Origin of the sequence: Paraburkholderia tagetis (genome assembly GCF_022213065.1) — a bacterium.
In the GTDB taxonomy this organism is placed as follows: domain Bacteria; phylum Pseudomonadota; class Gammaproteobacteria; order Burkholderiales; family Burkholderiaceae; genus Paraburkholderia; species Paraburkholderia tagetis.
Map to the genome: position 1 here is coordinate 1 of NZ_JAKLJA010000044.1, position 24,738 is coordinate 24,738.

The 24,738-nt window shown below is 65.3% G+C and carries 26 protein-coding genes; 11 read left to right on the forward strand and 15 right to left on the reverse strand.

The genetic code is table 11. From position 1 onward, the window contains the following. Positions 1 to 231: 231 nt before the first annotated feature. The 4 genes from L5014_RS31760 to L5014_RS31775 all read right to left on the reverse strand — a co-directional run bounded on the left by L5014_RS31760 (position 232) and on the right by L5014_RS31775 (position 4,866). Positions 232 to 1,878 carry an AMP-binding protein gene (locus tag L5014_RS31760; protein WP_238467804.1) on the reverse strand — a complete coding sequence of 549 codons (1,647 nt, stop codon included), beginning with the start codon at positions 1,876 to 1,878 and terminating at the stop codon, positions 232 to 234. A gap of 38 nt (positions 1,879 to 1,916) precedes the next feature. Further along, positions 1,917 to 2,429 (reverse strand): aromatic-ring-hydroxylating dioxygenase subunit beta, encoded by a 513-nt coding sequence (locus tag L5014_RS31765; protein ID WP_238467761.1) that lies wholly within the window; start codon positions 2,427 to 2,429, stop codon positions 1,917 to 1,919. A gap of 17 nt (positions 2,430 to 2,446) precedes the next feature. After that, positions 2,447 to 3,766, reverse strand: coding sequence for an aromatic ring-hydroxylating dioxygenase subunit alpha (locus L5014_RS31770; protein ID WP_238467762.1), 1,320 nt, complete (start codon positions 3,764 to 3,766; stop codon positions 2,447 to 2,449). Between the two features lie 89 nt (positions 3,767 to 3,855). Continuing rightward, positions 3,856 to 4,866: a PDR/VanB family oxidoreductase gene (locus tag L5014_RS31775; protein WP_238467763.1), complete on the reverse strand. Its 1,011-nt coding sequence runs from the start codon at positions 4,864 to 4,866 to the stop codon at positions 3,856 to 3,858. Between the two features lie 402 nt (positions 4,867 to 5,268). Between L5014_RS31775 and L5014_RS31780 the strand changes: the two genes are divergently transcribed. The 5 genes from L5014_RS31780 to L5014_RS31800 all read left to right on the forward strand — a co-directional run bounded on the left by L5014_RS31780 (position 5,269) and on the right by L5014_RS31800 (position 8,856). Next, on the forward strand, positions 5,269 to 6,438 hold the full coding sequence (locus L5014_RS31780) for a thiolase family protein (protein WP_238467764.1): 1,170 nt from the start codon (positions 5,269 to 5,271) through the stop codon (positions 6,436 to 6,438). Beyond that, positions 6,435 to 6,752, forward strand: coding sequence for a zinc ribbon domain-containing protein (locus L5014_RS31785; RefSeq protein ID WP_238467765.1), 318 nt, complete (start codon positions 6,435 to 6,437; stop codon positions 6,750 to 6,752). The genes L5014_RS31780 and L5014_RS31785 overlap by 4 nt, the downstream gene beginning before the upstream one ends. Positions 6,753 to 6,935: 183 nt before the next feature. Then, entirely contained in the window at positions 6,936 to 7,346 is a 411-nt protein-coding gene (locus L5014_RS31790; RefSeq protein WP_028218543.1) for a group II truncated hemoglobin, read from the forward strand. Positions 7,347 to 7,495: 149 nt separating this feature from the next. Continuing rightward, on the forward strand, positions 7,496 to 8,239 hold the full coding sequence (locus L5014_RS31795) for an alanyl-tRNA editing protein (protein WP_238467766.1): 744 nt from the start codon (positions 7,496 to 7,498) through the stop codon (positions 8,237 to 8,239). Next, on the forward strand, positions 8,236 to 8,856 hold the full coding sequence (locus L5014_RS31800) for a DUF924 family protein (protein WP_238467767.1): 621 nt from the start codon (positions 8,236 to 8,238) through the stop codon (positions 8,854 to 8,856). The genes L5014_RS31795 and L5014_RS31800 overlap by 4 nt, the downstream gene beginning before the upstream one ends. Positions 8,857 to 8,910: 54 nt before the next feature. On the opposite strand, the gene L5014_RS31805 is transcribed toward L5014_RS31800, so the two are convergent. From L5014_RS31805 to L5014_RS31850, 10 genes are all read right to left on the reverse strand, one after another. Continuing rightward, positions 8,911 to 9,657 (reverse strand): SDR family oxidoreductase, encoded by a 747-nt coding sequence (locus tag L5014_RS31805; protein WP_238467768.1) that lies wholly within the window; start codon positions 9,655 to 9,657, stop codon positions 8,911 to 8,913. Positions 9,658 to 9,714: 57 nt separating this feature from the next. After that, entirely contained in the window at positions 9,715 to 10,299 is a 585-nt protein-coding gene (locus tag L5014_RS31810) for an LOG family protein (RefSeq protein WP_238467769.1), read from the reverse strand. 5 nt (positions 10,300 to 10,304) lie between these two features. Continuing rightward, positions 10,305 to 11,045 (reverse strand): TetR/AcrR family transcriptional regulator, encoded by a 741-nt coding sequence (locus tag L5014_RS31815; RefSeq protein WP_238467770.1) that lies wholly within the window; start codon positions 11,043 to 11,045, stop codon positions 10,305 to 10,307. A 172-nt stretch (positions 11,046 to 11,217) separates the two neighbouring features. Beyond that, positions 11,218 to 11,811, reverse strand: a complete 594-nt coding sequence (locus tag L5014_RS31820) for a diacylglycerol kinase (protein ID WP_338019362.1) — start codon at positions 11,809 to 11,811, stop codon at positions 11,218 to 11,220. A 154-nt stretch (positions 11,812 to 11,965) separates the two neighbouring features. After that, positions 11,966 to 12,997, reverse strand: coding sequence for a glycosyltransferase family 4 protein (locus L5014_RS31825; protein WP_238467772.1), 1,032 nt, complete (start codon positions 12,995 to 12,997; stop codon positions 11,966 to 11,968). A gap of 40 nt (positions 12,998 to 13,037) precedes the next feature. Continuing rightward, positions 13,038 to 13,991 (reverse strand): UDP-2,3-diacylglucosamine diphosphatase, encoded by a 954-nt coding sequence (locus L5014_RS31830; RefSeq protein ID WP_238467773.1) that lies wholly within the window; start codon positions 13,989 to 13,991, stop codon positions 13,038 to 13,040. 222 nt (positions 13,992 to 14,213) lie between these two features. After that, the gene (locus tag L5014_RS31835; protein WP_238467774.1) at positions 14,214 to 14,741 is read right to left on the reverse strand and encodes an RDD family protein; all 528 of its coding nucleotides are present in this window, start codon (positions 14,739 to 14,741) and stop codon (positions 14,214 to 14,216) included. Between the two features lie 12 nt (positions 14,742 to 14,753). After that, positions 14,754 to 15,566, reverse strand: a complete 813-nt coding sequence (locus L5014_RS31840) for a DUF3106 domain-containing protein (RefSeq protein ID WP_238467775.1) — start codon at positions 15,564 to 15,566, stop codon at positions 14,754 to 14,756. An 18-nt stretch (positions 15,567 to 15,584) separates the two neighbouring features. Beyond that, complete coding sequence (locus L5014_RS31845) at positions 15,585 to 16,022, reverse strand: DUF3619 family protein (RefSeq protein ID WP_238467776.1); 438 nt, start codon at positions 16,020 to 16,022, stop codon at positions 15,585 to 15,587. After that, on the reverse strand, positions 16,019 to 16,582 hold the full coding sequence (locus L5014_RS31850; RefSeq protein WP_238467777.1) for an RNA polymerase sigma factor: 564 nt from the start codon (positions 16,580 to 16,582) through the stop codon (positions 16,019 to 16,021). The genes L5014_RS31845 and L5014_RS31850 overlap by 4 nt, the downstream gene beginning before the upstream one ends. Before the next feature lie 428 nt (positions 16,583 to 17,010). Here L5014_RS31850 and L5014_RS31855 point away from each other — a divergent pair, with 428 nt between their 5' ends. From L5014_RS31855 to L5014_RS31880, 6 genes are all read left to right on the forward strand, one after another. After that, the gene (locus tag L5014_RS31855) at positions 17,011 to 18,786 is read left to right on the forward strand and encodes an acetolactate synthase 3 catalytic subunit (protein ID WP_238467805.1); all 1,776 of its coding nucleotides are present in this window, start codon (positions 17,011 to 17,013) and stop codon (positions 18,784 to 18,786) included. A gap of 127 nt (positions 18,787 to 18,913) precedes the next feature. Further along, positions 18,914 to 19,405: an acetolactate synthase small subunit gene (gene ilvN, locus L5014_RS31860; protein WP_238467778.1), complete on the forward strand. Its 492-nt coding sequence runs from the start codon at positions 18,914 to 18,916 to the stop codon at positions 19,403 to 19,405. Between the two features lie 49 nt (positions 19,406 to 19,454). Continuing rightward, a complete protein-coding gene (gene ilvC / locus L5014_RS31865; protein WP_338019361.1) occupies positions 19,455 to 20,558 on the forward strand; it encodes a ketol-acid reductoisomerase in 1,104 nt (367 codons plus the stop codon). A gap of 137 nt (positions 20,559 to 20,695) precedes the next feature. After that, the gene (locus L5014_RS31870; protein WP_238467780.1) at positions 20,696 to 21,349 is read left to right on the forward strand and encodes a phosphatidylserine decarboxylase; all 654 of its coding nucleotides are present in this window, start codon (positions 20,696 to 20,698) and stop codon (positions 21,347 to 21,349) included. 11 nt (positions 21,350 to 21,360) lie between these two features. Then, positions 21,361 to 22,236, forward strand: coding sequence for a CDP-diacylglycerol--serine O-phosphatidyltransferase (pssA, locus tag L5014_RS31875; protein ID WP_238467781.1), 876 nt, complete (start codon positions 21,361 to 21,363; stop codon positions 22,234 to 22,236). Positions 22,237 to 22,580: 344 nt separating this feature from the next. Continuing rightward, positions 22,581 to 24,125 carry a 2-isopropylmalate synthase gene (locus L5014_RS31880; RefSeq protein ID WP_238467782.1) on the forward strand — a complete coding sequence of 515 codons (1,545 nt, stop codon included), beginning with the start codon at positions 22,581 to 22,583 and terminating at the stop codon, positions 24,123 to 24,125. A 140-nt stretch (positions 24,126 to 24,265) separates the two neighbouring features. Here the strand turns inward: L5014_RS31880 and L5014_RS31885 are convergent, their stop codons facing one another. Continuing rightward, on the reverse strand, positions 24,266 to 24,736 hold the full coding sequence (locus L5014_RS31885; protein ID WP_238467806.1) for a hypothetical protein: 471 nt from the start codon (positions 24,734 to 24,736) through the stop codon (positions 24,266 to 24,268). Positions 24,737 to 24,738: the final 2 nt, after the last annotated feature.

Consider the following 24,738-nt stretch of genomic DNA (forward strand, 5'->3'; position numbering starts at 1 on the left):
TTCAAGGTCGCCATCACCGCCTGCATGCGCAAACTGCTCACCATGCTTAACGCCATGATCCACAATTCAACTCCCTGGAACACCCGCGACGCTTGACTTCCAATACGGTTGCTTTTCTTTGCGGCTGCAAAGAAAAGTAGGGGCCGCCCCGCACAGGGGCAACGCTAATAGACCGACACGAACACAAGGAAACGCGAAGGAACCACAACAAAAAAACCAACATCAATTCTCTCAATCCTGCCGTTTCTTCATAGCGCGCGTATCGATACAACACGGCATGCCGGGCAGCGTGCGCGCGAGGTCCTTGAGCGCGGCGCGCTGGACCTTCTGCGTGCCGGTCAGCGGCAGCGCATCGACGAACGCGACATAGCCGGGCGCCTTGAAATAAGCGAGTTGCGCGAGGCAGAGCTGCACGAGCTCGGCGGCACGTTCGGCACGTTCGGCGCCGCGCAGCGGCTCGCGCAAGACGATGCAGGCGAGCACTTCGTCGCCGCGCACCGCATCGGGGGTGGCCGCGACGGCCACGTCGGCTACGCACGGATGCTTGCGCAGCACGCTCTCGACCTCGACTGCCGAGATGTTCTCGCCGCTGCGGCGAATCACGTTCTTCTTGCGGTCGATGAAGTACATCTGGCCGTCGGCGTCTTGCTTCACGATGTCGCCGGTATGGAACCAGCCGCCTTCCCACGCCGACGCCGTTGCTTCGGCATCCTTGAGATATTCGCGGAAGAAACCCCGGCGCGGATAGTCGCCGCTCACGCGCACGAGCAACTCGCCAGGTTCGCCCGTCGGCGCCGGCTGGCCATTGTCGCCGACGATGCGCACCTCCAGCGCCGCCTCGGGCTTGCCGAAGCACGACCGGCCGATGTTGCGCGGCTCGCGGTTGGCGATCACCACGGCGCCCGCGCCGGTTTCGGTCATCGCCCAGGCTTCGAGCAGCGGGATGCCGAAGCGCGTTTCGAAGGGCGCGTGCAAGGTCTTGTCGACGCCGGCGCCAAAGCCGAAGCGCACCGCGTGGTCGCCGTCGTTCGCGCTTTCCGGCGCCCCGAGCAGCATGGCCGGCATCACGCCGAGATAGTGGATCACGGTCGCGCGCGAGGCGCGCACGCTGTCCCACCAGCTACGCGGATGAAAGCGGTCGAGCGCGACGATGGCGCCGCCCGCGAGGATCATCGCCATGGTCGAGTACGCCATCGCGTTCATGTGCGTCATCGGCAGCGGCGTGATGAGGCGCTCGACGCCGGGGCGCAATGTGCACAGGCCACCGATGCGGTTGTACCAGAGGCCCGCGAGCAGAAAGTATTCGTTGGGCAGCACGCAGGCCTTCGGGCGGCCCGTCGTGCCCGAGGTGTAGAGCAGGGCGCATTCGGTATCGGCATCGGGCGTGCGCGCGTGCGGTGCGTTGGCGGCGCGCGGGATCGCTTGCCTATCGGCATCGGCATCGGCATCGGCATCTGCATCGCAGATCGCGACGCTGCGTTGCGCGGCAAGCGCTGCCGCGTGCAGATCGGCGTGACGCGCGGCGGGCGCAATGGCGAGATCGAGCTCGCTATGGCCCGTGATGTATTCGAGCTCGGCGGCGCGCAGTTCGGTGGAGAGCGGCACGACCGAGGCGCCGAGTGCGTTCAGCGCGAGCCAGTGCAGGAAGAACGCGGGCCGGTTCTCCAGCATCAGGCCCGCGCGATGGCCCGGCCCGAAGCCCGCAGCGCGGTAGCGTGCGGCGAGCGCGTCCACGCGTGCGAGCGCCTCGCCGTAACGCAGCGTTTGCGCGTCGATGCCGTAGATCTGCGCGGTCTCCGGCAGAACGACGAGAAAGTCGTGATCTGGATAGCGCTCGGCGCTTGCTGCAAAAGCCGCGTAAACGGACGCGTAAGGCAACGGAGCGGAATGGCGTTGTTCGTGGTTCACCGCGTGCCTCACATGAAGAGCTGGACCGACGGCAGCGCCGCTTCGCAATTGAGCAGGTCGATGCGCTTTTCGCGAATGCGCAGCGCGCCGTCTTCCTCGACGAGGTGATGGCGCACGACGCCCGTGAAGACGAGTTGCTCGTCGCCGCGTACCTCGGCGTAGAAGAACGGTGTGCGCGTGCGATAGCCATCGGCGCCGGCCGACTCGATCTCGGGGCGTTGCAGCACGTGCTGGCAGCGGCTCTCGGGCTGCTGCGAGAAGGCGCGCGGCTGCTTCAGGCGCTCGATGCGCAACTGGAGCAGCAGGCGGTCCTCGTACATCAGCGAGGCGTGATTGAGTCCGTCGCGCTGATCGGGCGCGAGCGGAATCCAGTAGAGGCCGTCTTCGGTGAACAGCTCGTACCATGCGTCGAGCTGCTTTTCGTCGATGAGGCGCGCCTCGCGGTAGACGAAGTCGATCAGCGTCTCTCGCAGGGCATTGTCGATCGATGGAGGCATCGCAGGGGTCATCACTGGGGTCATCACTTGTGTCCTCGGGATCATTTCAACGCTTGCGGCGCCATGTAGCGCGCCCATGCACGGAACTGGTTGCGCATCGAGATCTCGCTCGTGCCGTTGACGGTGAGCTCCGGTGCTTGCGCCTCGTCGGCGCGATAGTCGCGGTGCAGGCTCACCCATGCGTTGCCGTTCGCGGCGAGCCCTTCCTGGATCGCGCGGTAGGCGTGCAGGTCGTCGTGACCCACCACCGACATCGGCGAGTTGATGAGGCGCGAATACGTGAGCGTGCGTTGCAGCAGCACCTCGGGCGCGCCCTTCAGGCGGAAGGTCCACGACTCGATTACGGTCTTGTCCGGCGCGATGGGGCGCACCACGCGAATCGCCTGAATCGCGCCCTTGATCGTGAGGCTCGGGTAGTAGACCGTGTTGTGGCGCGCGGTGCCGAGCACCTGCCTGGCCTTCTCCTCGCCCCAGGCGGCGGCCAGTTGCTGCTCGTATTCGGGCAGCGCCGAATAGCTCGAATGGATCGAGAAGTTCACGCCCGTGTAGCTGTGCCCGTTCTCGAAGACGCGCACGCCCATGCCGTCGAAGAACGCGTAGTCGGACACGAACGGCACGAACTGCTCGATCGCCATGGGTTTCGGTTCGTCGGCGCTCTTGCCGTCCCAGAGCTTTTTCGCCGTGCCTGCCGACGACTCGTGCGCCACCATCGGATGCATCGTGTCGTTGAGGTTCTCGACGAACATCTTCCAGTTGCAGTTGTGCACGTAGCGCAGGCAGCCGCCCGCGATCTCCAGCTCGCCTTCGGGCGAGCGGTCGGCCATGTTGTCGATGGACGAGAGCGAGTCGCCGAAATATTCGCTGAACGACGGGCCTTCGTCGGACAGCCGCACGAACACGAAGCCGCGATACGTCTGAACGTTGGCGACGGCGGTGAGGCCCTGTCCCGAGGGGCACTCGCTCATGCGCGTACCTTCATAGCCGTTCTTCAGCGGGATTGCGAGCGGCTTGCCATCGGTCTTGTAGGTCCACGCATGATAAGGACAGCGGAAGAATTTGCCGGTGTTGCCGTTGGGCGCGCTCACGAGCTTCGCGCCTTTGTGCGCGCAGCGGTTCTTCAGCACGCGCACGCTGCCATCGGCCTGGCGCACCATTACGAGCGGCTCTTTGGCGATGTCGACGGTGAGATAGTCGCCGGTGTTGGGCACCTGGCTCGTGTGGCCGAGATAGACCCAGGTGCGGTGAAAGAGCCGCTCCATTTCGAGGTCGAATACTTCCTGATCCAGATAGACGTCGCGGTGAACCTGGTCCGGCTCGACGAGCGCGGCGAGTGCTGCGGCGTCTTCGCGATAGCGGGGCATGACGGGGCTCCTTGGCTGGGGCTTGGTGCGTTTGTATGTTTATACGTTGGCGTGCGGTGCGGTGCGGTGCGTTGTGTTGGGGCGCGTGCCTATGCGTCGATCACGAGGCGACCCGCACGGGCGCGCGACACGCAGATATGCATCACGTTGCCCGAGCACTTTTCGGCAACGCTGAGGCAGTAATCGCGATGATCGACATCGCCTTCAATCACGCCTACCTGGCACACGCCGCATTCGCCGCGCTTGCAGTCGTAGAGCGGATCGAGTCCGGCGTCGAGCATGGCGTCGAGGATCGTCTGCGCGGGGGCCACGGTGAGCGTCACGCCGCTCTGGCGTAGCTCGACTTCGAACGCGGCGTCGCCAGCCTGGGGCGCCGCGGTCGCGAACAGCTCGGAGCGGATGCGCTCGCGCGGCCAGCCGCGTTCGGTGGCGAGCGCGATGACCGCGTCGATCAGGCCTTGCGGGCCGCACACATAGAGCGGCTGGCCCGGCGTGAGCGTGGTGAACAGGCGTGCGAGATCGAAGCGCTGGGCTTCGCTGGCTTCGTCGTCGCCATAGAGGTGCAGGTGCTCGCCCGCGAGCGCGCGCAATGCGTCGACGAAGGCAAGTTGCGAGATCGAGCGCCCGGTGTAGTGCAACGCGTAGCGGGACGCGCGCGCGGCGAGCGCGGCGGCCATCGAGGCGATCGGCGTGATGCCGATGCCGCCCGCGATCAGCACGGCGTCGGCGCTGGCGGCATCCGCTTCGAGTGCGAACGCGTTGACCGGCGGGGCGATGCGCAGCGTATCGCCGGCGCGCACTTGCGTGTGCATCCACAGCGAACCGCCCGCGCCCGTGTCTTCGCGGCGCACGGCGATCAGATAGCAATCGGGAGCCTGCTCGCATGCGGTGCAGGCATCGGACGCGAGATTGACGAGCGAATAGGCGCGCCAATCATTGCCGTCGCCGCCCACTTGCACGCGAATATGCGCGCCTGCGGTGAAGCCGGGCAGGGCGCGGCCATCGGCGGCGCGCAGACGAAAGGCCGTGACGTGCGACGTGAGCGGCTCCATGGCCTCGACGATAACGTCGAAGGCATCGGTGACGGGCGCGGCGCTCATCGCGAGGCTCCTTGGGCGGCGGCGCGGCCGAGCGATGTCCGGGGTGTCATGAAAGCTGTCATGAGGTGTCTCCTGAGCGATTCACGGGACCGGACGCTGCGGTGTCTGGCGTGCATGGCGATGTGGGGCTACATGTCTCGATCGGCGGGATTGACGCGTCGGGAAGGCTGTCTGTGTGCAAACCTGCGCGTAAACCCTTTAGATTCGAAAATATGAAAATTCATGTGTTTTATTGGATAATGAAAAAAACCGGCTGTCAAGGCGGGTGCGCCCGAGGCGGTGCACCGTGAACCATCGGAGCAGGCGGAGATGCAGGTGAGCACGGCGGGAAACTGCGAAGGGGTCGAGGCAAGATGAATACGGACAGGACACGCGCGGCGGCATGCCGTGCGAGGAGGGGACATGCAATCTGATTTCGATGGCGCTGCCGTTGTCTGCGGCGTGGAAGTGCCGTACCGCCGCCAGGCGCCGGAGCACACGACGGGCGATTTGCTCGCCCAGGCGTTTGCGCTCGCGCTCGAGCAATCGGGGTTCGATGCGCGCGAAGTGGACGGTGTTGGCGTGGCGTCGTTCACGCTCGCGCCCGATCATGCGATCGACATGGCCTGGCGGCTGGGCATCAGCCCGCGCTGGTGCATGGACGACTGCCACGGCGGCGCAAGCGCGATCAACATGCTGCAGCACGCGATTCGCGCGGTGCAGCACGGCGACGCCTCGGTGATCGTGCTGCTGTCCGGCGACCGCTTCGAGGCCGCCGATTTCCGGCAACTGATCGAGCACTACAACCTCACGACGCGCACGTATCTGCGGCCGCTCGAGAACGGCGGGCCGAACAGCCTCTTCGCGATGCTCACGCAGCGCCACGCGCGGCGCTACGGGCTGCAGGCGCGCGATTACAGCGCGTTGTGCGTGGCGCAGCGCGAGTGGGCCGGGCTCAATCCGGACGCGGTGTATCGCACGCCGCTCACGCTCGACGAGTACCTCGCGGCGCCGCGCGTTGCCGACCCGCTCGGGCGCTTCGATTGCGTGCCCGTGGTGTGCGGCGCGAATGCCATCGTGGTGGCGCGCGCGGATCTCGTGAAAACGCGGAGCGAAGCGGCGAACGCGCCGCTCCACGTGCGCGCGCTGCAATGCCGCTACAACCCCGATCATCAGATGGGCGACGGTCTGGAGACCGGCCTCGCGGCGCTTGCGGGCACGCTCTGGACCCAAGCCGAGGCCGCGCCAGCCGACATCGACGTGATCTCGGTCTACGACGACTATCCGGTGATGTCGCTGATCCAGCTCGCCGATCTCGGTTTTGCGCCAGACGGCGACCTGCGCGCGCTGATTGCGCGTATCGCGTCACGCGAGCTGCCGGTGAACACCTCGGGCGGACAGCTCTCGGCCGGGCAGGCGGGCGCGGCGGGCGGCATGCACGGGCTCGTGGAAGCGATCCGGCAATTGCAGGGCGCGGCGGGCGCGCGTCAGGTGCGCGAGGCGCGGCTCGCGCTCGTGAGCGGCTACGGCATGGTGCAGTATCGCTACGGCATGTGCGCGAACGCCGTGGTGCTCGAAAGGAGGCAGGCATGAGCGAGACGGTTCTGGTGATCCCGCGCTGCAATGCGTGCGGCGAGGCCCTTTTTCCGGCGCGCTACCGCTGCCCGCGCCCGCGTTGTGGCGCGGCGGACTGGACGAGCGAGCCCGCGGCGGGCGGCGCCGTGGAGGAGACTACGGTGGTGCGGCATCGCGTGGGCGCGCAGGGCGCGGGCGACGTGTATCTCTCAAGCGTGCGCACGCAGGCGGGACCGGTGGTGATCGCGCGCAGCGACACGGCGCTGCGTGAGGGCGAAAGGGTGGCGCTCACCATCGACGAGGCCATGCGGGTGTGGGCGCGAGCGCGCTAGACGCTCATCATCGAGAGTCCTTCGGCGGGCGCGGCGGCAGGCATAGCGGCGAGCACGGCGCAGGCAGGAGCGGCGCGCGCGCAGCCTGCGCGGCCATGCGAAAATGCGAGCTTTCCCGGCCTGGCGCCATGCACACCTTGCCGACTTTCGTTTTCGCAACTGTTTCCGCAACGATTGAACTGTATGACCGATCCAGCCGACGAAGCGCCGCAGCAGCCCACGGCCTTCGAACTCGTCGGCGGCGAGGCGCGCGTGCGCGAGCTCGTCGACCGTTTTTATGACCTGATGGACCTCGAGCCCGAGTTTGCCGGCATCCGCGCGATGCACCCGCAGACGCTGGACGGCTCGCGCGACAAGCTGTTCTGGTTCCTGTGCGGCTGGCTTGGCGGACCGGACCACTACATCGAGCGCTTCGGCCATCCGCGCCTGCGCGCGCGTCATCTGCCGTTCGCCATCGCCTCGTCCGAGCGCGACCAGTGGCTGCGCTGCATGGCGTGGGCGATGGATGATGTCGGGCTGCCCGAGGCGCTGCGCGAGCGCCTGCTGCATTCGTTTTTCGATACCGCCGACTGGATGCGCAATCGTCCGGGTTGAGGCGGCGCCTGAGAACCCGGCTGAGAACCGACTGGCCCGGTGAGCGCACCGGTACAGTCCGGCGGCGGCGCGCGCACAGTCTGTATTTTGGGCTGATGCGCGCGTCACCATAATGCAGGATCCGGCACCCAAGCGAGACGATTGATCCCATGACGACACTTCCCACTCGCGCGCTGTTTCGCGAAGACGCCTACCTCACGCAGTGCGACGCCACGGTGATCGCCGTTGGCGAGGACGGCGTGCGGCTCGACCAGACTGTGTTCTATCCGCTCGGCGGCGGCCAGGCCGGCGACGCCGGCGCGCTCGTACTCGCCGACGGCACGCGCATCGAGATCGCCGATACGCGCAAGGCCAAGTTCGAAGGCGCGACGCCCGACGACGCGCTGCACGTCCCCGCGCCGGGCCAGGAGGCGCTGCTTGCGCGTCTCGCCGCCGGCGAGCGCGTGCGCGCGGAGATCGATTGGGCACGCCGTCATCGGCATATGCGCTTGCATACGGCAAGCCACCTGATGTGCGCGGTCTTGCCCTATGCGGTGGACGGCTGCAGCATCACGACGGAGTACGCGCGTCTGGATTTCGCGACCGTAGAGCCGATCGAGCGCGAGATGGTCGAGGCGCGTCTTGCCGAACTGGTGGCGGGGGCGCATCCCGTGGCCACCGAATGGATCACCGACGACGAAATGCAGCAACGCCCCGAGCTCGTGCGCACGATGAGCGTGAAGCCGCCGATGGGGCTCGGGCGCGTGCGTCTCCTGCGCATCGAGAACGTCGACCTTCAGCCGTGTGGTGGCACGCACGTGCGCAACACCGAAGAGATCGGCCGGCTGCGCGTGGCGAAGCTCGAAAAGAAGAGCGCGCGCACGCGCCGGCTCGTGCTGGAGCTGACCGAATGAGCGTCGCGCCGAACCCTGCTCGCGCTCGGGACGAGGTTGATCCGCGCGCTCGCGAGGTGCTCGACTTCTGGTTCGGCTCGCCCGGCTCGGAAGAATTTGGCCGCGCACGCAAGATGTGGTTTCACAAGGACGAGGCGTTCGATGCGCACTTGCTCGAACGCTTTGGCGCGCTGCTCGACGCCGCGTGCGCGGACGAGCTCGACGCCTGGTGCGCGACGCCCGAAGGCGCGCTGGCCCTCGTGATTCTGCTCGATCAGTTCTCGCGCAACTGCCATCGCGGCACGCCGCGCGCGTTTTCCGCCGACGACAAGGCGCTCGGTATCGCGCGCGCGATGGTGGCGAGCGGCGCCGATCAGCGCCTGCCGAGCCTGCAGCATCGCGTGTTCGCGTATCTGCCGTTCGAGCATGCGGAATCGGCCGATGCGCAGCGCGAGTCACTGCGGCTCTTCGGCGAGCTCGCGAAAGATCCAGAAGGTAAGGGATACTACGATTTCGCGCTGCGCCACGCGGCAGTCATCGAACGCTTCGGGCGCTTCCCGCACCGCAATGCGCAGCTCGGGCGCCCGGCCAGCGACGCCGAAGCCGCGTTTTTGCGCGAGCCGGGCTCTGCGTTCTAGCGGGCAGGGCGGGCGCGCCGTGCGCCCGTTCTTGCGAAAAGCCCGGCTTGTCGCTCAGCGCCCGCCGCTCACGTCGAGCAGGGCGCCTGTCACGTACGACGCCGCATCGCTCAGGAGCCACACGATCGTTTGCGCCACTTCGTCGGCACTGCCCGGACGCCCGAGCGGCGTTTGCGCGCCGAGCACGGCCGCGCGTTCGGGCCGGCCGCCGCTCGCGTGAATTTCCGTGTCGATGAGGCCGGGCCGCACCGCATTCACGCGCACGCCCTGGGGGCCGAGCTCCTTGGCGAGGCCGATCGTCATCGTGTCGATGGCGCCCTTGGACGACGCATAGTCGACGTACTCGTTGGGCGAACCGAGGCGCGACGCCGCCGACGACACATTCACGATCGAGCCGCCATCGCCGCCGCGATCCTTCGACATGCGCCGCGCCGCTTCGCGCGCGCACAGGAATGCGCCGTAGACGTTCACGTCGAACATGCGTTTGAGACGCGCGGCGTCCATGTCGGCGACGCGCGACGAGGGCGCGACGATGCCCGCGTTGTTCACGAGCGCATCGATGCGGCCGTAGGCCGATTCGAGCGTGTCGAACATCGCGACCACATCGGCTTCGCTCGCCACGTCGCCGCGCAGCACGCGCGCGTGGCCGCCCGCGCGGCCCACCTCGGCCGCGGTTTCTTCGGCGGCTGGTTCGTTGTGCAGATAATTCACGCCCACGGTCCAGCCGTGCGCGCCGAGCAGCCGCGCGCACGCGCGGCCGATGCCTCGACTCGCGCCGGTAATCAGAACGACCTTGCCCATCTGTATGTGACCTCCTGTCGACCGGACCCGGCGCTTCGGCCAGGGCTCACATGCGGCTCAAACGCTTTCGCGCAGATCGGCCCACTTGTCCTTGGCGGGCGCGTGGTAGTGCTTGAGCTTGCCGATCAGCGCGGCGGGGTCGCTGTCGACTTGCAGCAGCTCGAGATAGGTCTGGCGCATGAAGCCTTCGCGCACGGTGTGTTCGAGCAGCGCCATGAGCGGGTTGTAGAAGCCGTCGATATTGAGCACGCCCACCGGCTTGTGGTGATAGCCGAGCTGCGCCCACGTGTAGACCTCGAACAGTTCTTCGAGCGTGCCCGCGCCGCCGGGCATCGCGACGAAGCCATCGGAGAGGTCGGCCATCATCTTCTTGCGCTGATGCATGTCGGGCACGACGTGCAGCTCCGTGAGGCCGTTGTGGCCCACTTCCTTGTCCACCAGCAGCTCGGGGATGACGCCAATCGCGCGGCCACCATGCGCCATCACGGTGTCGGCGATCACGCCCATCAGGCCCACCTTGCCGCCGCCGTAGACGAGCGCGAGATTCGCATCGACGAGCGCGCGGCCGAACGCCTGCGCCGCCTCGTCGTAGACCGGTCGGGCTCCCATCGAGGAGCCGCAATATACGCAGACTGCTTTCATTCGCGTCAATCCTTGTTGTCCTTGGCGCCTGCAACGCCCGTCGCGCCCGTCGTGCCCTCGCGCGGCGGCAGGTAATCGTAGAACTCGCGCTTGGGCAGCTTGCCCGAGACGAGGTCGTCGAAGAGCTGGCGCGCGCGGCCGCGCAGATACGGCGCCATCATCGAGACGATCTGCACGCTCACCTGGTGCAGTTCATCCTGGATCGCTTCCTGGTCGTTGTACTTGCGCGGATTCATCACGAACTGGTACGAGAGCCAGTACGTGGCAATCACGCCGATATTGGTCGAGATCACGTCGATCTCGTTGTGCGTGGCCACCATCTCGCCGTCTTCCACGAGTTGCTCGCAGAACTGCTTCGCGAAGTGCACCTTGTGGCTGATGATCTGCTTGAAATGCATCTCCAGCGTGCGATTGCGCGCGAGCAGATCGTTCAGGTCGCGGTAGAGGAAGCGGTAGCGCCACGTGAAATCGACCATGTATTGCAGATACGCCCACATCTCGTCGATGGTGGCGCGATGGTCGTCGGGGAAACGCAGACGCTTTTCGATCTCCTGCTCGAACTGGCTGAAGATGCTGTTGATGATGTCGTCTTTGTTGCGGAAGTGGTAGTACAGGTTGCCTGGACTGATCTCCATTTCCTCGGCGATGGTCGTCGTGGTGACGTTGGGCTCGCCGATCTCGTTGAACAGCTTCAACGACAGCTCAAGAATCCGTTCGCGTGTACGGCGGGGAGGTTTGGAATCCATGTCGTCCGGCCTTGGATGTGCGGCGTCGGGCCTGCAACGCTGCGCGCTTGTGCGAAGCGCCGTCTGCCCGGACGCGGGTGGTCGTTTTTTAAGACTGTCGGTCGATTATAAACCGACGATCCTGGCACAAAGCCAGCGCGTCCGGCAAGCGGGGTATGAACGGGCCTGGGGTTCAGCGTATGCCGAGCCAGTGCAGCAGCGCGGGGCCGAAGCGCGGCACGAGGATCAAACCCCAGGCCATCACGCAGGTGAGGAGCGCGACCGTCACGGCGGCGCTGCCGAGATCCTTGGCGCGGCCCGAAAGCTCGTTGCGTTCGAGGCCGATGCGATCGACGGCGTTTTCGATGCTCGAATTGAGCAGTTCGACGATCAGCACCAGCATCACCGAGCCCAGCAGCAGCACGCGTTCGACCGGCTCGACCGGCACGAATATGCCGATGGGCACGAGGATGGCCGCGAGCGTGAGCTCCTGGCGAAACGCGCTTTCTTCGCGGATGGCGACGCGAAAGCCCTTGATCGAATATTTGAGCGCGTTCCAGGCGCGCATGACGCCGCGGTTGCCCTTATAGGGGTTGAACGGTAGCGGGGCCAGCGGGTCGTCCGGGCCGAGCGGCTCGTGCAGATGCGCGGGCTCCGGTGGCTCGGGCGGTTCGGGCCGGCTGGATGGCCGTGGCGGTTCGCGATGCGAGGCGCGCTCGCCCGCGCGCGGCGTGTTTGCGGCGGACGCGTTGGTCACTTTGGGCGGTGAGGAAGGACGTGGGGCCATAACAAACGGAATCGATGCCGCAGTATCGCACGCGTCCTCCGCCGCTGCGCGGGGCGTGGCGGCAAGCGTCTGGCCGCCGTCGTCGGCGCCGGGTGCGGTGGAGGCGCGGGTCATCGGCTTCGTTGCGGGCCGCGGGCTGTGCTCAAAGCGGCGCTCAGGCCGCCGCGCCCGATTCCTGCATCGCCGTGCGCGGGCGCGGCTTCAGGTGCGAGGCGAATTGCTCGGACGCGGCCATCCACGAGAAGCGCTCGGCCCACGCGCGCGCCGTGGCGCGGTCGATCTTGAGCGCCTCCAGACAGGCCTCGCGCAGATCCTCGTTCATCGCGCCCGCGCTACCCGTGCCGAGCACGTCGATCGGACCCGTGACGGGGTAGGCGGCCACCGGCGTGCCGCACGCGAGCGCCTCGAGCAGTACGAGGCCGAACGTGTCGGTGCGGCTCGGGAACACGAACACGTCGGCGGCGGCATAAACCTTGGCGAGTTCGGGCTGGCTCAGCACGCCCAGATAGTTGGCCTGGGGATAGCGCGACTTGAGCTCGGCGAGCGCCGGGCCTTCGCCGCAGACCCACTTCGAACCCGGCAGATCGAGCTTGAGGAAGGCTTCGACGTTCTTCTCCACGGCGACGCGCCCCACGTACAGAAAGATCGGGCGCGCGGTGTTGAGCACCTTCGACTCCATCGGCTGGAAGATGTCGAGATCGACGCCGCGCGTCCACAGCACGACGTTCGTGAAGCCGAACTTCTCGAGGTCGGTTTTCACGACGGGCGTGGGCGCCATTACCGCGAGCGAGGGCTTGTGGAACCAGCGCAGGAAGCGATAGGTGACGTCGAGCGGAATGCCGAAGCGTGCCTGCACGTACTCGGGAAAGCGCGTGTGATAGGCGGTCGTGAACGGCAGGTCGTGGTCGATCGCGTAGCGGCGCGCGGCGAGCCCGAGCGGGCCTTCGGTGGCGATGTGGATCGCGTCGGGCCCAAACGCGTCGATGCGCTTGTGCAGGTGGCGCTTGGGCAGCAGCGAGAGCCGGATTTCCGGGTACGTCGGGCACGGCACCGTGCGGAACTCGAGCGGCGTAAGCAAGTCGACCTGATGTCCGAGTGCGATGAGCTCGCGCGTCGTGTTCTTGAGTGTCCGTACCACGCCGTTGACTTGCGGCTCCCATGCATCGGTCACGATCATTACTTTCATCGGTCGTCGGCCCTCGGTTTTCGTGTGTTGGAGTGGTGGCTCAGGCGGCACTCACGCGAGCCTTGCGCGTCGCGCCCTGCGCCTGGGGCGCCTGCATCACCGTCCAGTAGACGATGCGCAACTCACCCTCGAAGGTTTCGACGAGCGCCGAGAGGCTTTCCACCCAGTCGCCGTCGTTGCAGTAGAGCATTTCGTCAATCTCGCGGATCTCGGCCTTGTGGATGTGTCCGCAGACCACCCCGTCGCAACCGCGCCGGCGCGCTTCGTCGGTCATCACGCGCTCGAACGACGAGATGAAGTTCACCGCGTTCTTGACCTGATGCTTGAGGTACTGCGAGAGCGACCAGTACTGGAATCCGAGCTTCGCGCGGATACGGTTGAACCAGCGGTTCAGCACCAGGATCAGCGTGTAGGCCGAGTCGCCGAGATAGGCGAGCCATTTGGCATGCTGGATCACGCCGTCGAAGAGATCGCCGTGCACGACCCACAGGCGCTTGCCGGCAAGCGTCGTATGGAACGCTTCCTCGCGCACCTGGATGTCGCCGAACGCTAGGTCGCAGAACTGGCGCGCGCCTTCGTCATGATTGCCCGGGATGTAGACCACCTGGGTGCCCTTGCGCGCCTTGCGCAGGACCTTTTGCACGACGTCGTTGTGCGCCTGCGGCCAGTACCAGCCTTTGCGCAGTTGCCAGCCGTCGATGATGTCGCCGACGAGATACAGGTACTCCGAATCGTTATGGCGCAGGAAGTCGAGCAGATAGTTCGCCTGGCAGCCGTTGGTGCCGAGATGAATGTCGGAGAGCCAGATCGTGCGATAGCGATGCGCGGCGGGGTGATCGTCGTCGTGGGCGGCGGGGGACGGCGCGCTCTTCAAGGGCAATGGCAGGGGCAGCGTGGGCACCGTGGCGTCCGGACCGGGATGGAAGGCGGCGGGATCGGCGCTGGGCCCGGTGGTCTGCCGGAATAGTGGGGTCGCGGACGTCTTCTGGGCCATGGCTCACGCGGCAGGTTGCAATACGCGCATTGCGCCATGGAGCCATGACGTTGCCATGACAGTCACGAGAAAGTCTTGTTACGCAGTCCATGTGAGATGGGCGCGGGCGCGCGCGAAGCCGCGCGGGGAGAGGGGCGAGGTCCTTTGCTGCGTGGTGGCTTGTGCGAACGGCGGCGCCCGCGCACCGTGCCGTGACGCTTTGATGACGTGGCGGCTTCCTGCTTATCTCGGCACGGCCACGATGCGCGTTCCGGCAATCCGGTCGTGCAGGAACTGGCGCCCGGGCGCGAAGCGCGCGCTCGCGGCCCACAACGCGAACCAGGCGACCTCGAGCACGAGCGTGTGCGGCACCGTGAGATTCAGGAGCGGATGCAGCACGAGCGGCGGCAGGAACCACAGCCAGGCAGCGAGGTAGCGCAGCGTGGCGCGGGCGAGTGAGGGCGGGGCGCCGTCGGGGCCGGTCACGCGCAGGCGCCAGGTTTTCATCGGCAGCGTCTGCCCGCCGCGATGCCACAAACCGACGAAATAGACACCCGCCACGAGGATGATCCACGCGGCCATCAGGCGATGGTGGGTGTAGCCGTTGCGCTGCTGCAGAACGAGGCTCAACGCGAGACCGGCGACGAAGATCACGCCAAAGAGCAGCACACCCTCATAAAGGAGCGCGGCGAGCCGGCGGCGCACGGTGACGGGCGGCAAGGGTGGTGCGGCTGTGCGGGTTGGCGTTGCGTTTGGCGCTTGGTTTGGCATTTAAACGCGGGCTTAGGACCCCTTGAACGCCGCGGGCGCCTCGGCGGGCGACACGGGCACGGGAATGGCCGGCACGAAGCTGCCTGCCGCAGGAATGCTGGCCGCAAGCGCGGAAGCAGGCGGCGTGGGTAGCTGCCCGGACTTGCCCGGCTGATCCGGCAGCACTGGCGAGGACGCGCCGTGTGCACCCGAGGCGCCGGACGCCGTGCGCGCCCGCACGCGGTGTTCGCGCTCGTTCACGAGCCGTTCGATATCGCGAATCTCGCTCTTGTTGCCGCTCGGCGGCGCGCTGACCACGGTGCGGCGCTTGCGCTCGCTGGCGGCGAGACGCTCTTTTTGTTCTTCGGAGAGTTGCTGGTACGCCTTCCACGCGCGCTGACGCGCCTGCGCGGTCATCTCCTTGGACACCTGATAGTTTTCGCGCGCCACCCGGCGTTGCTCCGGCGTCATGCGCACCCATTCGGTCATGCGTTCCTGCAGGTGCTTTTGCGCTTCAGGCGACATTTTCGGGTAACGCGCGGCGATCCTTAGCCATTTCCGCTTACGCGCGTCGCTGAATTTGTCCCATTCGCTGGCAAAGGGCGCGAGCGCGACGCGTTGTGCGTCCGAGAGACGTGCCCAAGAGAGCGGGCCGGTGTTTTCGGTCGGCGGGGTGTATGGCACAGCAGCCGTGGCCTCGGCGCCGGAGGCCGGGGATTGCACCGCCGCCGCTGCGGGAGGCTCGGCGGCAGGCGCGGGATGAAAGCGCGGATACGTCGCTGCATACGACACGAGTGCCGCGACCGCAGATCCAATGACAACGGCCAGGCCGCGCTTGTAACTCACCTTCGTGAATCCCCCGCTTCAGTGCGCGCGTGACAGGTACGCGTTGAACCCGTGGTCGAGGTAGGCCGTGAGCGGCAGGTCGTCGCTCAGCATGGCCGCGTCGATATCGGCGAGTTCCGCGGTGCGTTGTTGGTCTTCGAAGTACGCAATGGCGAACAGGCCCGCGACGAGCGCCGCGAGCGGCCAGGCGAGCGCGACGCGCGCGAGTGCGGCGCGGCGGCGCGGCGCCTTGAGCTCGCTCTTCACGGCGCCGGAGAGCGTGCCCGCCCCCGCGGCGGCGAACGCCGGCACGCGCACGAACACGGGCTGCTCGGCCTTCTTGCGGCTTAGCGCCGCCTTGCGGGCAGCGGCGAGACGGGTAGTGGTGGCAGTGGGCAAGCCCGCAGCGCTCTCGTCGAGCGCGCGGCGCATTGCCTGCACAAATTCTGTTTCTTTATTGTCAAGGGCGGAGCTCATAGCGTGATTCCTTTGGCCTTGAGCGCTTGGGCCAGCGTGTGGGTGGCCCGCGAACAGTGCGTTTTCACGCTCCCTTCGGAACAGCCCATGGCGGCGGCGGTTTCGGCGACATCCATATCTTCCCAGTAACGCATCAGAAACGCTTCCCGTTGACGTGCCGGCAATTTCTGGATCTCTTCGTCGATCAGATTGAGAACCTGAGCGCGCTCGATCTGCTGCTCGCTGCTTTCCGCGCCCGCTGAACCCGACTCGGCCTCGAAGGTTTCGAGAATGTCGAAATCCTCGTCCTCGGCGTTGCCGAGCGACGAAAAGAGGCTCACCCACGTATTGCGTACCTTCTGCCGACGAAAATAGTCGTGCATCGTGTTCTGCAAGATGCGCTGAAAGAGCAGCGGCAGTTCGGCGGGGGGGCGGTCTCCGTATTTTTCCGCGAGCTTGATCATCGCGTCCTGCACGATATCGAGCGAGGCGTCGTCGTCGCGCACGGCGTAGACCGTTTGCTTGAACGCGCGTCTTTCGACGCCCGCCAGGAAGTCGGCGAGTTCCTTGTCTGATGCCATCCGTTGCAGGGCGCCGCCACCAGCGTACGCGTAATCGTTCGAAAAATGTCGTAAAACTCGCGGATCCTAGCAAATTTTCACGCGATCCGGCTAGCCGGTGGCACGTGCGCTGGATAAAGCCGCGGCGACCGCTTGCCGCTCAGGTGCCGCGGGGATAGGGTCTTGCAGGGCTCGCCGCGCGTCGGCCCGCGAGTGGGGTTGGGCCTGTGCGCAACGTTTGTGCCTGATATGGCCGGAAATGGCAAGAATTGCTTGACCGAACAATGACTAAACGATATCTTCGATGGTTCGCAACATAAGTGACTTGTCTCAATTCAGGTGTGGCCCATGAGGCTCATCTGTCAACTGGACGCGCCGCTTGAACCCGAGCCACAAGCCCGGCAGAGAGCACCCGATCAATTTTTTGCCGAAAATTCGAAAGGTCAATGATGAATATGCCCAGCGCGGAATTCTCCACGTCGGTCCCCCCTTCGCAAGAATCTGACTCCCAGGCTCATCCCTCCATCGGCGGAACCGTGCTGATGAAGGCGCTTGCCGACGAGCAGGTCGAATTCATTTGGGGTTATCCCGGCGGCTCGGTACTTTACATTTACGACGAGCTGTACAAGCAGGACAAAATCCAGCACGTCCTCGTGCGCCACGAACAGGCAGCCGTGCATGCGGCCGATGCCTATTCGCGTTCGACCGGCAAGGTCGGCGTGTGCCTCGTGACCTCGGGGCCTGGCGTCACCAATGCGGTGACCGGCATCGCGACGGCCTATATGGACTCGATCCCGATGGTGATCATCAGCGGCCAGGTGCCTACCGCCGCGATTGGTCAGGACGCCTTCCAGGAGTGCGATACGGTCGGCATCACGCGTCCCTGCGTGAAGCACAACTTCCTCGTGAAGGACGTGCGCGAACTCGCCGCTACCGTCAAGAAAGCTTTCTACATTGCGCGCACCGGCCGTCCCGGCCCCGTGCTGATCGACATTCCCAAGGATGTGTCCAGAACGCCGTGCGCGTACGAACCGGTCAAAAACGTCGCGCTGCGCTCGTACAACCCGGTCACCAAGGGCCACTCGGGGCAGATCCGCAAGGCGGTGTCGCTGCTCCTCTCGGCCAAGCGCCCGTACATCTACACCGGCGGCGGCATCATCCTCGCGGATGCGTCGCGCGAGCTGAACCAGTTCGCCGACCTGCTCGGCTACCCGGTCACGAACACGCTGATGGGCCTGGGCGGCTACCGCGCGAGCGACCGCAAGTTCCTCGGCATGCTCGGCATGCACGGCACTTACGAAGCCAATATGGCGATGCAGCACTGCGACGTGCTGATCGCAATCGGCGCACGCTTCGACGACCGCGTGATCGGCGACCCGGCGCACTTCGCTTCGCGTCCGCGCAAGATCATTCATATCGACATCGACCCGTCGTCGATCTCGAAGCGCGTGAAGGTCGATATCCCCATCGTCGGCGACGTCAAGGAAGTGCTCAAGGAACTCATCGAGCAGCTTCAGCACGCCGAGCATGGCCCGGATACGGCCGCGCTTGCCGACTGGTGGAAGGACATCGAAGGCTGGCGCGAGAAGAACTGCCTGAAGTTCGACCGCAGCAGCGAGATCATCAAGCCGCAATACGTGGTGGAAAAGGCGTGGGAGCTCACGGGCGGCAACGCGTTCGTGTGCTCGGACGTGGGCCAGCACCAGATGTGGGCCGCGCAGTTCTATCGCTTCAACGAGCCGCGCCGCTGGATCAACTCGGGTGGCCTCGGCACCATGGGCTTCGGCCTGCCGGCGGCGATGGGCGTGAAGATGGCGCACCCCGACGACGACGTGCTGTGCATCACGGGCGAAGGCTCGATCCAGATGTGCATTCAGGAGCTGTCGACCTGCAAGCAGTACGACACGCCCGTGAAGATCATTTCGCTGAACAACCGCTACCTCGGCATGGTCCGCCAGTGGCAGCAGATCGAATACAGCAAGCGCTATTCGCATTCGTACATGGATGCGCTGCCTGACTTCGTGAAGCTTGCCGAAGCGTACGGCCACGTCGGCATGCGGATCGAAAAGACGGCTGATGTGGAGCCGGCGCTCAAGGAAGCGCTGCGCCTGAAGGACCGCACGGTGTTCCTCGATTTCCAGACCGACCCTTCCGAGAATGTCTGGCCGATGGTTCAGGCCGGCAAGGGCATCACTGAGATGCTGCTCGGCTCGGAAGACCTGTAACGGCAGTTGCACGGCGCCGTTCCGACTTCGCGCAGCGCGCGCCCACACAACGGGCGCGCGGGTTCGCGGGGAAGGGCGGTAGCCCCGTCTGCCCAATACGAACCCTGGATAAATCGCGGATCACATCATGAGACACATTATTTCCGTTCTGCTGGAAAACGAGCCGGGCGCACTCTCGCGCGTGGTCGGCCTCTTCTCCGCACGCGGTTACAACATTGAAACCTTGACGGTGGCGCCGACCGAAGACCGTTCGCTGTCGCGCATGACCATCGTTTCCATTGGCTCGGACGACGTGATCGAACAGATCACGAAGCATCTGAACCGCCTGATCGAGGTGGTAAAGGTGGTCGACCTGACCGAGGGCGCCCACATTGAGCGCGAGCTGATGCTGATCAAGGTAAGGGCGGTCGGCAAGGAACGCGAAGAGATGAAGCGGATGGCGGACATTTTCCGCGGCCGCATCATCGACGTCACCGAAAAGACCTACACGATCGAACTGACGGGTGCGAGCGACAAGCTCGACGCGTTCATCGAAGCGATCGACGCCGCCGCGATTCTCGAAACCGTTCGCACGGGCAGTTCGGGCATCGGGCGCGGAGAGCGCATTCTGAAGGTGTGACCCGACCACAGTAGCGGGTCGACCCGGTCAAGCACCGGAACTTGACCGGATGCCGAGCCCACGAGCGAAGCATCCGGCGCAGCACAAGCTAAAAGCAGTATCGAAATTCACCAAAGTATCTCGCCAAGGAACCATCATGAAAGTTTTCTACGACAAGGACGCCGATCTCTCCCTCATCAAGGGCAAGCAGGTCACGATCATCGGTTACGGCTCGCAAGGCCACGCCCACGCGCTGAACCTGAAGGAAAGCGGCGTGAACATCACGGTCGGTCTGCGCAAGAACGGCGCATCGTGGAGCAAGGCTGAGAACGCCGGCCTGCAGGTCAAGGAAGTGGCCGAAGCGGTGAAGAACGCCGACGTCGTCATGATGCTGCTGCCCGACGAGCAGATCGCCGATGTCTACGCGAAGGAAGTCCACGCGAACATCAAGAACGGCGCAGCGCTTGCGTTCGCGCACGGCTTCAACGTTCACTACGGCCAGGTGATCCCGCGCGCGGATCTGGACGTCATCATGATCGCCCCGAAGGCGCCGGGCCACACGGTTCGCGGCACCTACTCGCAAGGCGGCGGCGTGCCCCACCTGATCGCTGTCCACCAGGACAAGTCGGGCGCGGCGCGTGACATCGCGCTGTCGTACGCAGCAGCGAACGGCGGCGGCCGCGCCGGCATCATCGAAACGAACTTCCGCGAAGAAACCGAAACCGACCTGTTCGGCGAACAAGCCGTGCTGTGCGGCGGTACCGTCGAGCTGATCAAGGCTGGCTTCGAGACGCTGGTCGAGGCAGGCTACGCGCCGGAAATGGCGTACTTCGAGTGCCTGCACGAACTGAAGCTGATCGTCGACCTGATCTACGAAGGCGGCATCGCGAACATGAACTACTCGATCTCGAACAACGCCGAGTACGGCGAGTACGTGACGGGCCCGCGCGTCGTCACGGAAGAGACGAAGAAGGTCATGAAGGACGTCCTGAAGGACATCCAGACTGGCGAGTACGCGAAGAGCTTCATTCTCGAGAACAAGGCCGGTGCTCCGACGCTGCAGTCGCGCCGCCGTCTCGGCGCCGAGCACCAGATCGAAGTGGTCGGTGCGAAGCTGCGCGCGATGATGCCGTGGATCGCTGCGAACAAGCTCGTCGACCAGTCGAAGAACTAATCTGACAGCGCAGTTCGGGTCGTGCGTACGGGTTTGCCCGTCGCACGACACACAGCATCAAAGAAAGCCGCCCAGGTGGGATGAACCCTGGGCGGCTTTTGCTATCCTACGGTTTTCAAAATAATAGCGAAGCCACCATGAATTACCCTCATCCGATCATTGCGCGCGAAGGCTGGCCGTTCATCGCCATTGCGGCCGTCGTCGCGCTGCTGATCCATGCGGTCGCGGGCTTCGGACTCGCATGGCCGTTCTGGCTGATCCTGATCTTCGTCGTCCAGTTCTTCCGCGATCCTCCGCGCCCGATTCCCACCCAGGCCAACGCCGTGCTGTCCCCCGCCGACGGCCGCATCGTTGCGGTTGAAACCGCACACGACCCGTATGCCAACCGTGAAGCGCTCAAGATCAGCGTGTTCATGAACGTGTTCAACGTGCACTCGCAGCGCTCGCCCGTGGACGGCGCCGTCGCGAAGGTCGAATACTTCCCGGGCGCGTACCTGAACGCCGCCATCGACAAGGCCTCGACCGAGAACGAGCGCAACGCCGTCGTGCTCACGATGGCCGACGGCACGACCGTCACCTCGGTGCAGATCGCCGGTCTCATCGCGCGCCGCATTCTCTGCTACGTGCGCGCCGGCGAGCCGCTCTCGCGCGGCCAGCGTTACGGCTTCATCCGCTTCGGCTCGCGTGTGGACGTCTATTTGCCGGTGGGCAGCCGTCCGCGCGTGTCGATCGGCGAAAAGGTGTCCGCTTCGTCGACGATCCTCGCCGAATTGCCTACGCAATCGGTATAAGGAGGGCAGCGATGGCCGGACTCAAACCGCGTCGACCCCGTAATTCCGCCGGTGCGCCGCTACCGCGCCCGTTTCGCCGTAACAAGGCGGTTCAGGATCCCGTGGGCGTCGCCGCGAGCCGACGCGCCGCGCGTCAGGATTTCCTGAAAAAGCGCGGCATCTACCTGTTGCCCAATGCGTTCACCACCGCGGCGCTGTTCTGCGGCTTCTTCGCGGTCGTGCAGGCCATGAACGTGCGCTTCGAAGTGGCGGCCATCGCCATTTTCGTGGCAATGGTGCTCGACGGCATGGACGGGCGCGTCGCGCGCATGACGCACTCGCAGAGCGCGTTCGGCGAGCAGTTCGACAGCCTCTCGGACATGGTCTCGTTCGGCGTTGCGCCCGCGCTCGTGATGTATGAGTGGGTGCTCAAGGACCTCGGGCGCTGGGGCTGGCTGGCGGCCTTCGTCTACTGCTCGGGCGCCGCGCTGCGTCTCGCGCGGTTCAACACCAATATCGCCGTGGTGGACAAGCGCTTCTTCCAGGGCTTGCCGAGCCCGGCCGCAGCGGCGCTGATCGCCGGCTTCGTCTGGCTCGCCACCGACAACCGCGTGCCTGTGAAGCTTTCGTGGCTACCCTGGACCGCCTTCGTGCTGACGATCTACGCGGGCGTGACGATGGTTTCGAACGCGCCGTTCTACAGCGGCAAGGCGCTCGATGTGCGGCACCGCGTGCCGTTTGCGGCCACGCTGCTCGTGGTGGTGGCGTTCGTGCTCGTGTCGTCCGATCCGCCGTTGATGCTGTTCGGCCTGTTCGTGCTCTATGGCCTTTCGGGCTATGTGTTCTGGGCCTGGCAGAGCATTCGCGGGCGCACGAACCCGGCGCGCTCGTTGCCGCGCGAGCGCTAGGGCCAAGGCTCGGCGCCGCCGCACCGCCGCCGCAGCGCAATAGCGGGCAAACGTATGAAGGGCTGCGCAGATGCGCGGCCCTTTTTATTTGTGCCACGGGCCGCCGGCTGCCGCCAATTGCGCTATCGACGGATTCCCGCTATAGTCGGCGGCATGGACACCATCCAGTTCCCCCTCTCTTCTCTTCAAGCCGGCGCGCTGCTAAGCACGCTAGCGCTAGCGCGCCTGCCGCGCTGATCTCGCTCGCCCTCCGTCTGCTTCGTTCATTGTCAGCGTCGCCAACGGTGGCGCGAACACCCAAAATCCGTTTTTAGACACTGAACAAGTCCCCCTGGAGACCCGAAATGGCAGCAGACAAGCTCATCATTTTCGATACGACGTTGCGTGACGGCGAGCAATCGCCCGGTGCGTCGATGACGAAAGAAGAGAAGATCCGCATCGCGAAGCAACTCGAACGCATGAAGGTCGATGTCATCGAAGCGGGCTTCGCGGCCAGCTCGAACGGCGACTTCGACGCGATCCATACGATCGCCGGCATGGTGAAGGACAGCACGATCTGCTCGCTCGCACGCGCGAACGACAAGGACATCCAGCGCGCCGCCGACGCGCTCAAGCCCGCCGACCATTTCCGTATCCACACGTTCATCGCCACTTCGGCGCTGCACATGGAGAAGAAGCTGCGCATGTCGCCCGAGCAGGTGCTCGAGCAGGCGAAGCTGGCTGTGCGCTTCGCGCGCAAGTTCACGAACGATGTGGAGTTCTCGCCCGAAGACGGCAGCCGTTCGGACATGGATTTCCTGTGCCGCGTGCTCGAAGCCGTCATCAACGAAGGCGCGACCACGATCAACATCGCGGATACCGTGGGCTATGGCGTTCCTGAGCTCTACGGCAACCTCGTCAAAACCCTGCGCGAGCGCATTCCGAATTCGGACAAGGCGGTGTTCTCGGTGCACTGCCACAACGACCTCGGCATGGCCGTCGCGAATTCGCTCGCCGGCGTGCAGATCGGCGGCGCGCGTCAGGTGGAGTGCACGATCAATGGTCTGGGCGAGCGTGCGGGGAATACCTCGCTCGAAGAAATCGTCATGGCCGTGAAGACGCGCAAGGACTACTTCGGCCTCGACCTCGGTATCGACACTTCGCAGATCGTGCCGGCATCGAAGCTCGTTTCGCAGATCACCGGCTTCGTCGTGCAGCCGAACAAGGCGGTGGTGGGCGCGAACGCGTTCGCGCACGCGTCGGGCATCCACCAGGACGGCGTGCTCAAGGCGCGCGACACCTACGAGATCATGCGCGCAGAAGACGTGGGCTGGACCGCCAACAAGATCGTGCTCGGCAAGCTCTCGGGCCGCAACGCGTTCAAGCAGCGCCTGCAGGAACTCGGCATTGCGCTCGACAGCGAAGCGGAACTCAACACGGCGTTCGCCCGCTTCAAGGAGCTGGCCGACCGCAAGGCCGAAATCTTCGACGAAGACATCATCGCCATCGTGACTGAAGAATCGGCGGAGGCGCAGGAGAAGGAGCACTTCAAGTTCGTCTCGCTCGCGCAGCATTCGGAGACGGGCGAGCGTCCGCACGCGCGCGTCGTGTTCTCGGCCGACGGCAAGGAAGTGACCGGCGAAGCAGCGGGCAACGGCCCGGTGGACGCCACGCTGAACGCTATCGAAACCGAAGTCGGCAGCGGCTCGGAACTGCTGCTGTACTCGGTCAATGCGATCACGACGGGCACCCAGGCGCAGGGCGAGGTGACGGTGCGTCTGTCGAAGGCTGGCCGCATCGTCAACGGCGTGGGCACCGATCCGGATATCGTCGCCGCTTCGGCGAAGGCGTATATCTCGGCGCTCAACAAGCTCTACTCGGGCGACAAGCTCAATCCGCAGCGCTCGTAAGCAGCGGCGAGCGGCGGGGGGCTTTCACCCCGCGTGAGCCGCTCAAGTGAGCCGATCAAATAAGTGGATCAAATGAAAAGCCCCCGTGCTCGCGAGAGCGCGGGGGCTTTGTTTTGGTCTTTTCGCGGCGGGCGACGGGCTCAGAACAGGCTGCGCCGATCAGGGTCGTGCAGTGGGTCAGGCGTCTTTTGCGTGAGGCGAAGGATGCCCTGGTCGTCGAAATAGAAGCTGTAGAGCATGTACCAGACGCCGTCTTCGAGATAGCGATAGGTCCAGGCCTCGCGCTTCATCAGCGGGAAATAGGCGGTTTCTTCTGGACGGCCGAAGTTCACGAGCACGTCGGTGCGCGTCCATTTGCCGATCTCGGCCTTATAGAACTCGTTGGGTTGCAGCACCTGGCGCACGCTGAGCACCTTGCCGCTGCCGTCGATGTCGGCGGCCACGGTGGTCTCGCCCATCGGCTGCGTGGGCCACATCAGGCGCTTGCCGCCGTTGGGCAGGTCGTAGACCTCGCGCGGCGGGCCGAAGCGTGCAATCACGGCCTGGGCGTCGTCGCCAGCGTGAAATTGCTGCCACGGCGGCACGCAGCCGGCGAGTGCGAGCGCGCCCATCC

Bases quoted from the DNA above. Each gene is read 5' to 3' on its own strand.
- L5014_RS31775 (WP_238467763.1), bottom strand. From the start codon at position 4,866: ATGAGCGCCGCGCCCGTCACCGATGCCTTCGACGTTATCGTCGAGGCC.
- L5014_RS31880 (WP_238467782.1), top strand. From the start codon at position 22,581: ATGGCAGCAGACAAGCTCATCATTTTCGATACGACGTTGCGTGACGGC.
- L5014_RS31800 (WP_238467767.1), top strand. From the start codon at position 8,236: ATGAGCGTCGCGCCGAACCCTGCTCGCGCTCGGGACGAGGTTGATCCG.
- L5014_RS31850 (WP_238467777.1), bottom strand. From the start codon at position 16,582: ATGGCATCAGACAAGGAACTCGCCGACTTCCTGGCGGGCGTCGAAAGA.
- ilvC (WP_338019361.1), top strand. From the start codon at position 19,455: ATGCCGAGCCCACGAGCGAAGCATCCGGCGCAGCACAAGCTAAAAGCA.
- pssA (WP_238467781.1), top strand. From the start codon at position 21,361: ATGGCCGGACTCAAACCGCGTCGACCCCGTAATTCCGCCGGTGCGCCG.
- L5014_RS31855 (WP_238467805.1), top strand. From the start codon at position 17,011: ATGAATATGCCCAGCGCGGAATTCTCCACGTCGGTCCCCCCTTCGCAA.
- L5014_RS31885 (WP_238467806.1), bottom strand. From the start codon at position 24,736: ATGGGCGCGCTCGCACTCGCCGGCTGCGTGCCGCCGTGGCAGCAATTT.
- L5014_RS31780 (WP_238467764.1), top strand. From the start codon at position 5,269: ATGCAATCTGATTTCGATGGCGCTGCCGTTGTCTGCGGCGTGGAAGTG.
- L5014_RS31790 (WP_028218543.1), top strand. From the start codon at position 6,936: ATGACCGATCCAGCCGACGAAGCGCCGCAGCAGCCCACGGCCTTCGAA.
- L5014_RS31830 (WP_238467773.1), bottom strand. From the start codon at position 13,991: ATGGCCCAGAAGACGTCCGCGACCCCACTATTCCGGCAGACCACCGGG.
- L5014_RS31845 (WP_238467776.1), bottom strand. From the start codon at position 16,022: ATGAGCTCCGCCCTTGACAATAAAGAAACAGAATTTGTGCAGGCAATG.
- L5014_RS31770 (WP_238467762.1), bottom strand. From the start codon at position 3,766: ATGCCCCGCTATCGCGAAGACGCCGCAGCACTCGCCGCGCTCGTCGAG.
- L5014_RS31805 (WP_238467768.1), bottom strand. From the start codon at position 9,657: ATGGGCAAGGTCGTTCTGATTACCGGCGCGAGTCGAGGCATCGGCCGC.
- L5014_RS31820 (WP_338019362.1), bottom strand. From the start codon at position 11,811: ATGGCCCCACGTCCTTCCTCACCGCCCAAAGTGACCAACGCGTCCGCC.
- L5014_RS31785 (WP_238467765.1), top strand. From the start codon at position 6,435: ATGAGCGAGACGGTTCTGGTGATCCCGCGCTGCAATGCGTGCGGCGAG.
- L5014_RS31795 (WP_238467766.1), top strand. From the start codon at position 7,496: ATGACGACACTTCCCACTCGCGCGCTGTTTCGCGAAGACGCCTACCTC.
- L5014_RS31835 (WP_238467774.1), bottom strand. From the start codon at position 14,741: ATGCCAAACCAAGCGCCAAACGCAACGCCAACCCGCACAGCCGCACCA.
- ilvN (WP_238467778.1), top strand. From the start codon at position 18,914: ATGAGACACATTATTTCCGTTCTGCTGGAAAACGAGCCGGGCGCACTC.
- L5014_RS31815 (WP_238467770.1), bottom strand. From the start codon at position 11,045: ATGGATTCCAAACCTCCCCGCCGTACACGCGAACGGATTCTTGAGCTG.
- L5014_RS31810 (WP_238467769.1), bottom strand. From the start codon at position 10,299: ATGAAAGCAGTCTGCGTATATTGCGGCTCCTCGATGGGAGCCCGACCG.
- L5014_RS31870 (WP_238467780.1), top strand. From the start codon at position 20,696: ATGAATTACCCTCATCCGATCATTGCGCGCGAAGGCTGGCCGTTCATC.
- L5014_RS31825 (WP_238467772.1), bottom strand. From the start codon at position 12,997: ATGAAAGTAATGATCGTGACCGATGCATGGGAGCCGCAAGTCAACGGC.
- L5014_RS31765 (WP_238467761.1), bottom strand. From the start codon at position 2,429: ATGACCCCAGTGATGACCCCTGCGATGCCTCCATCGATCGACAATGCC.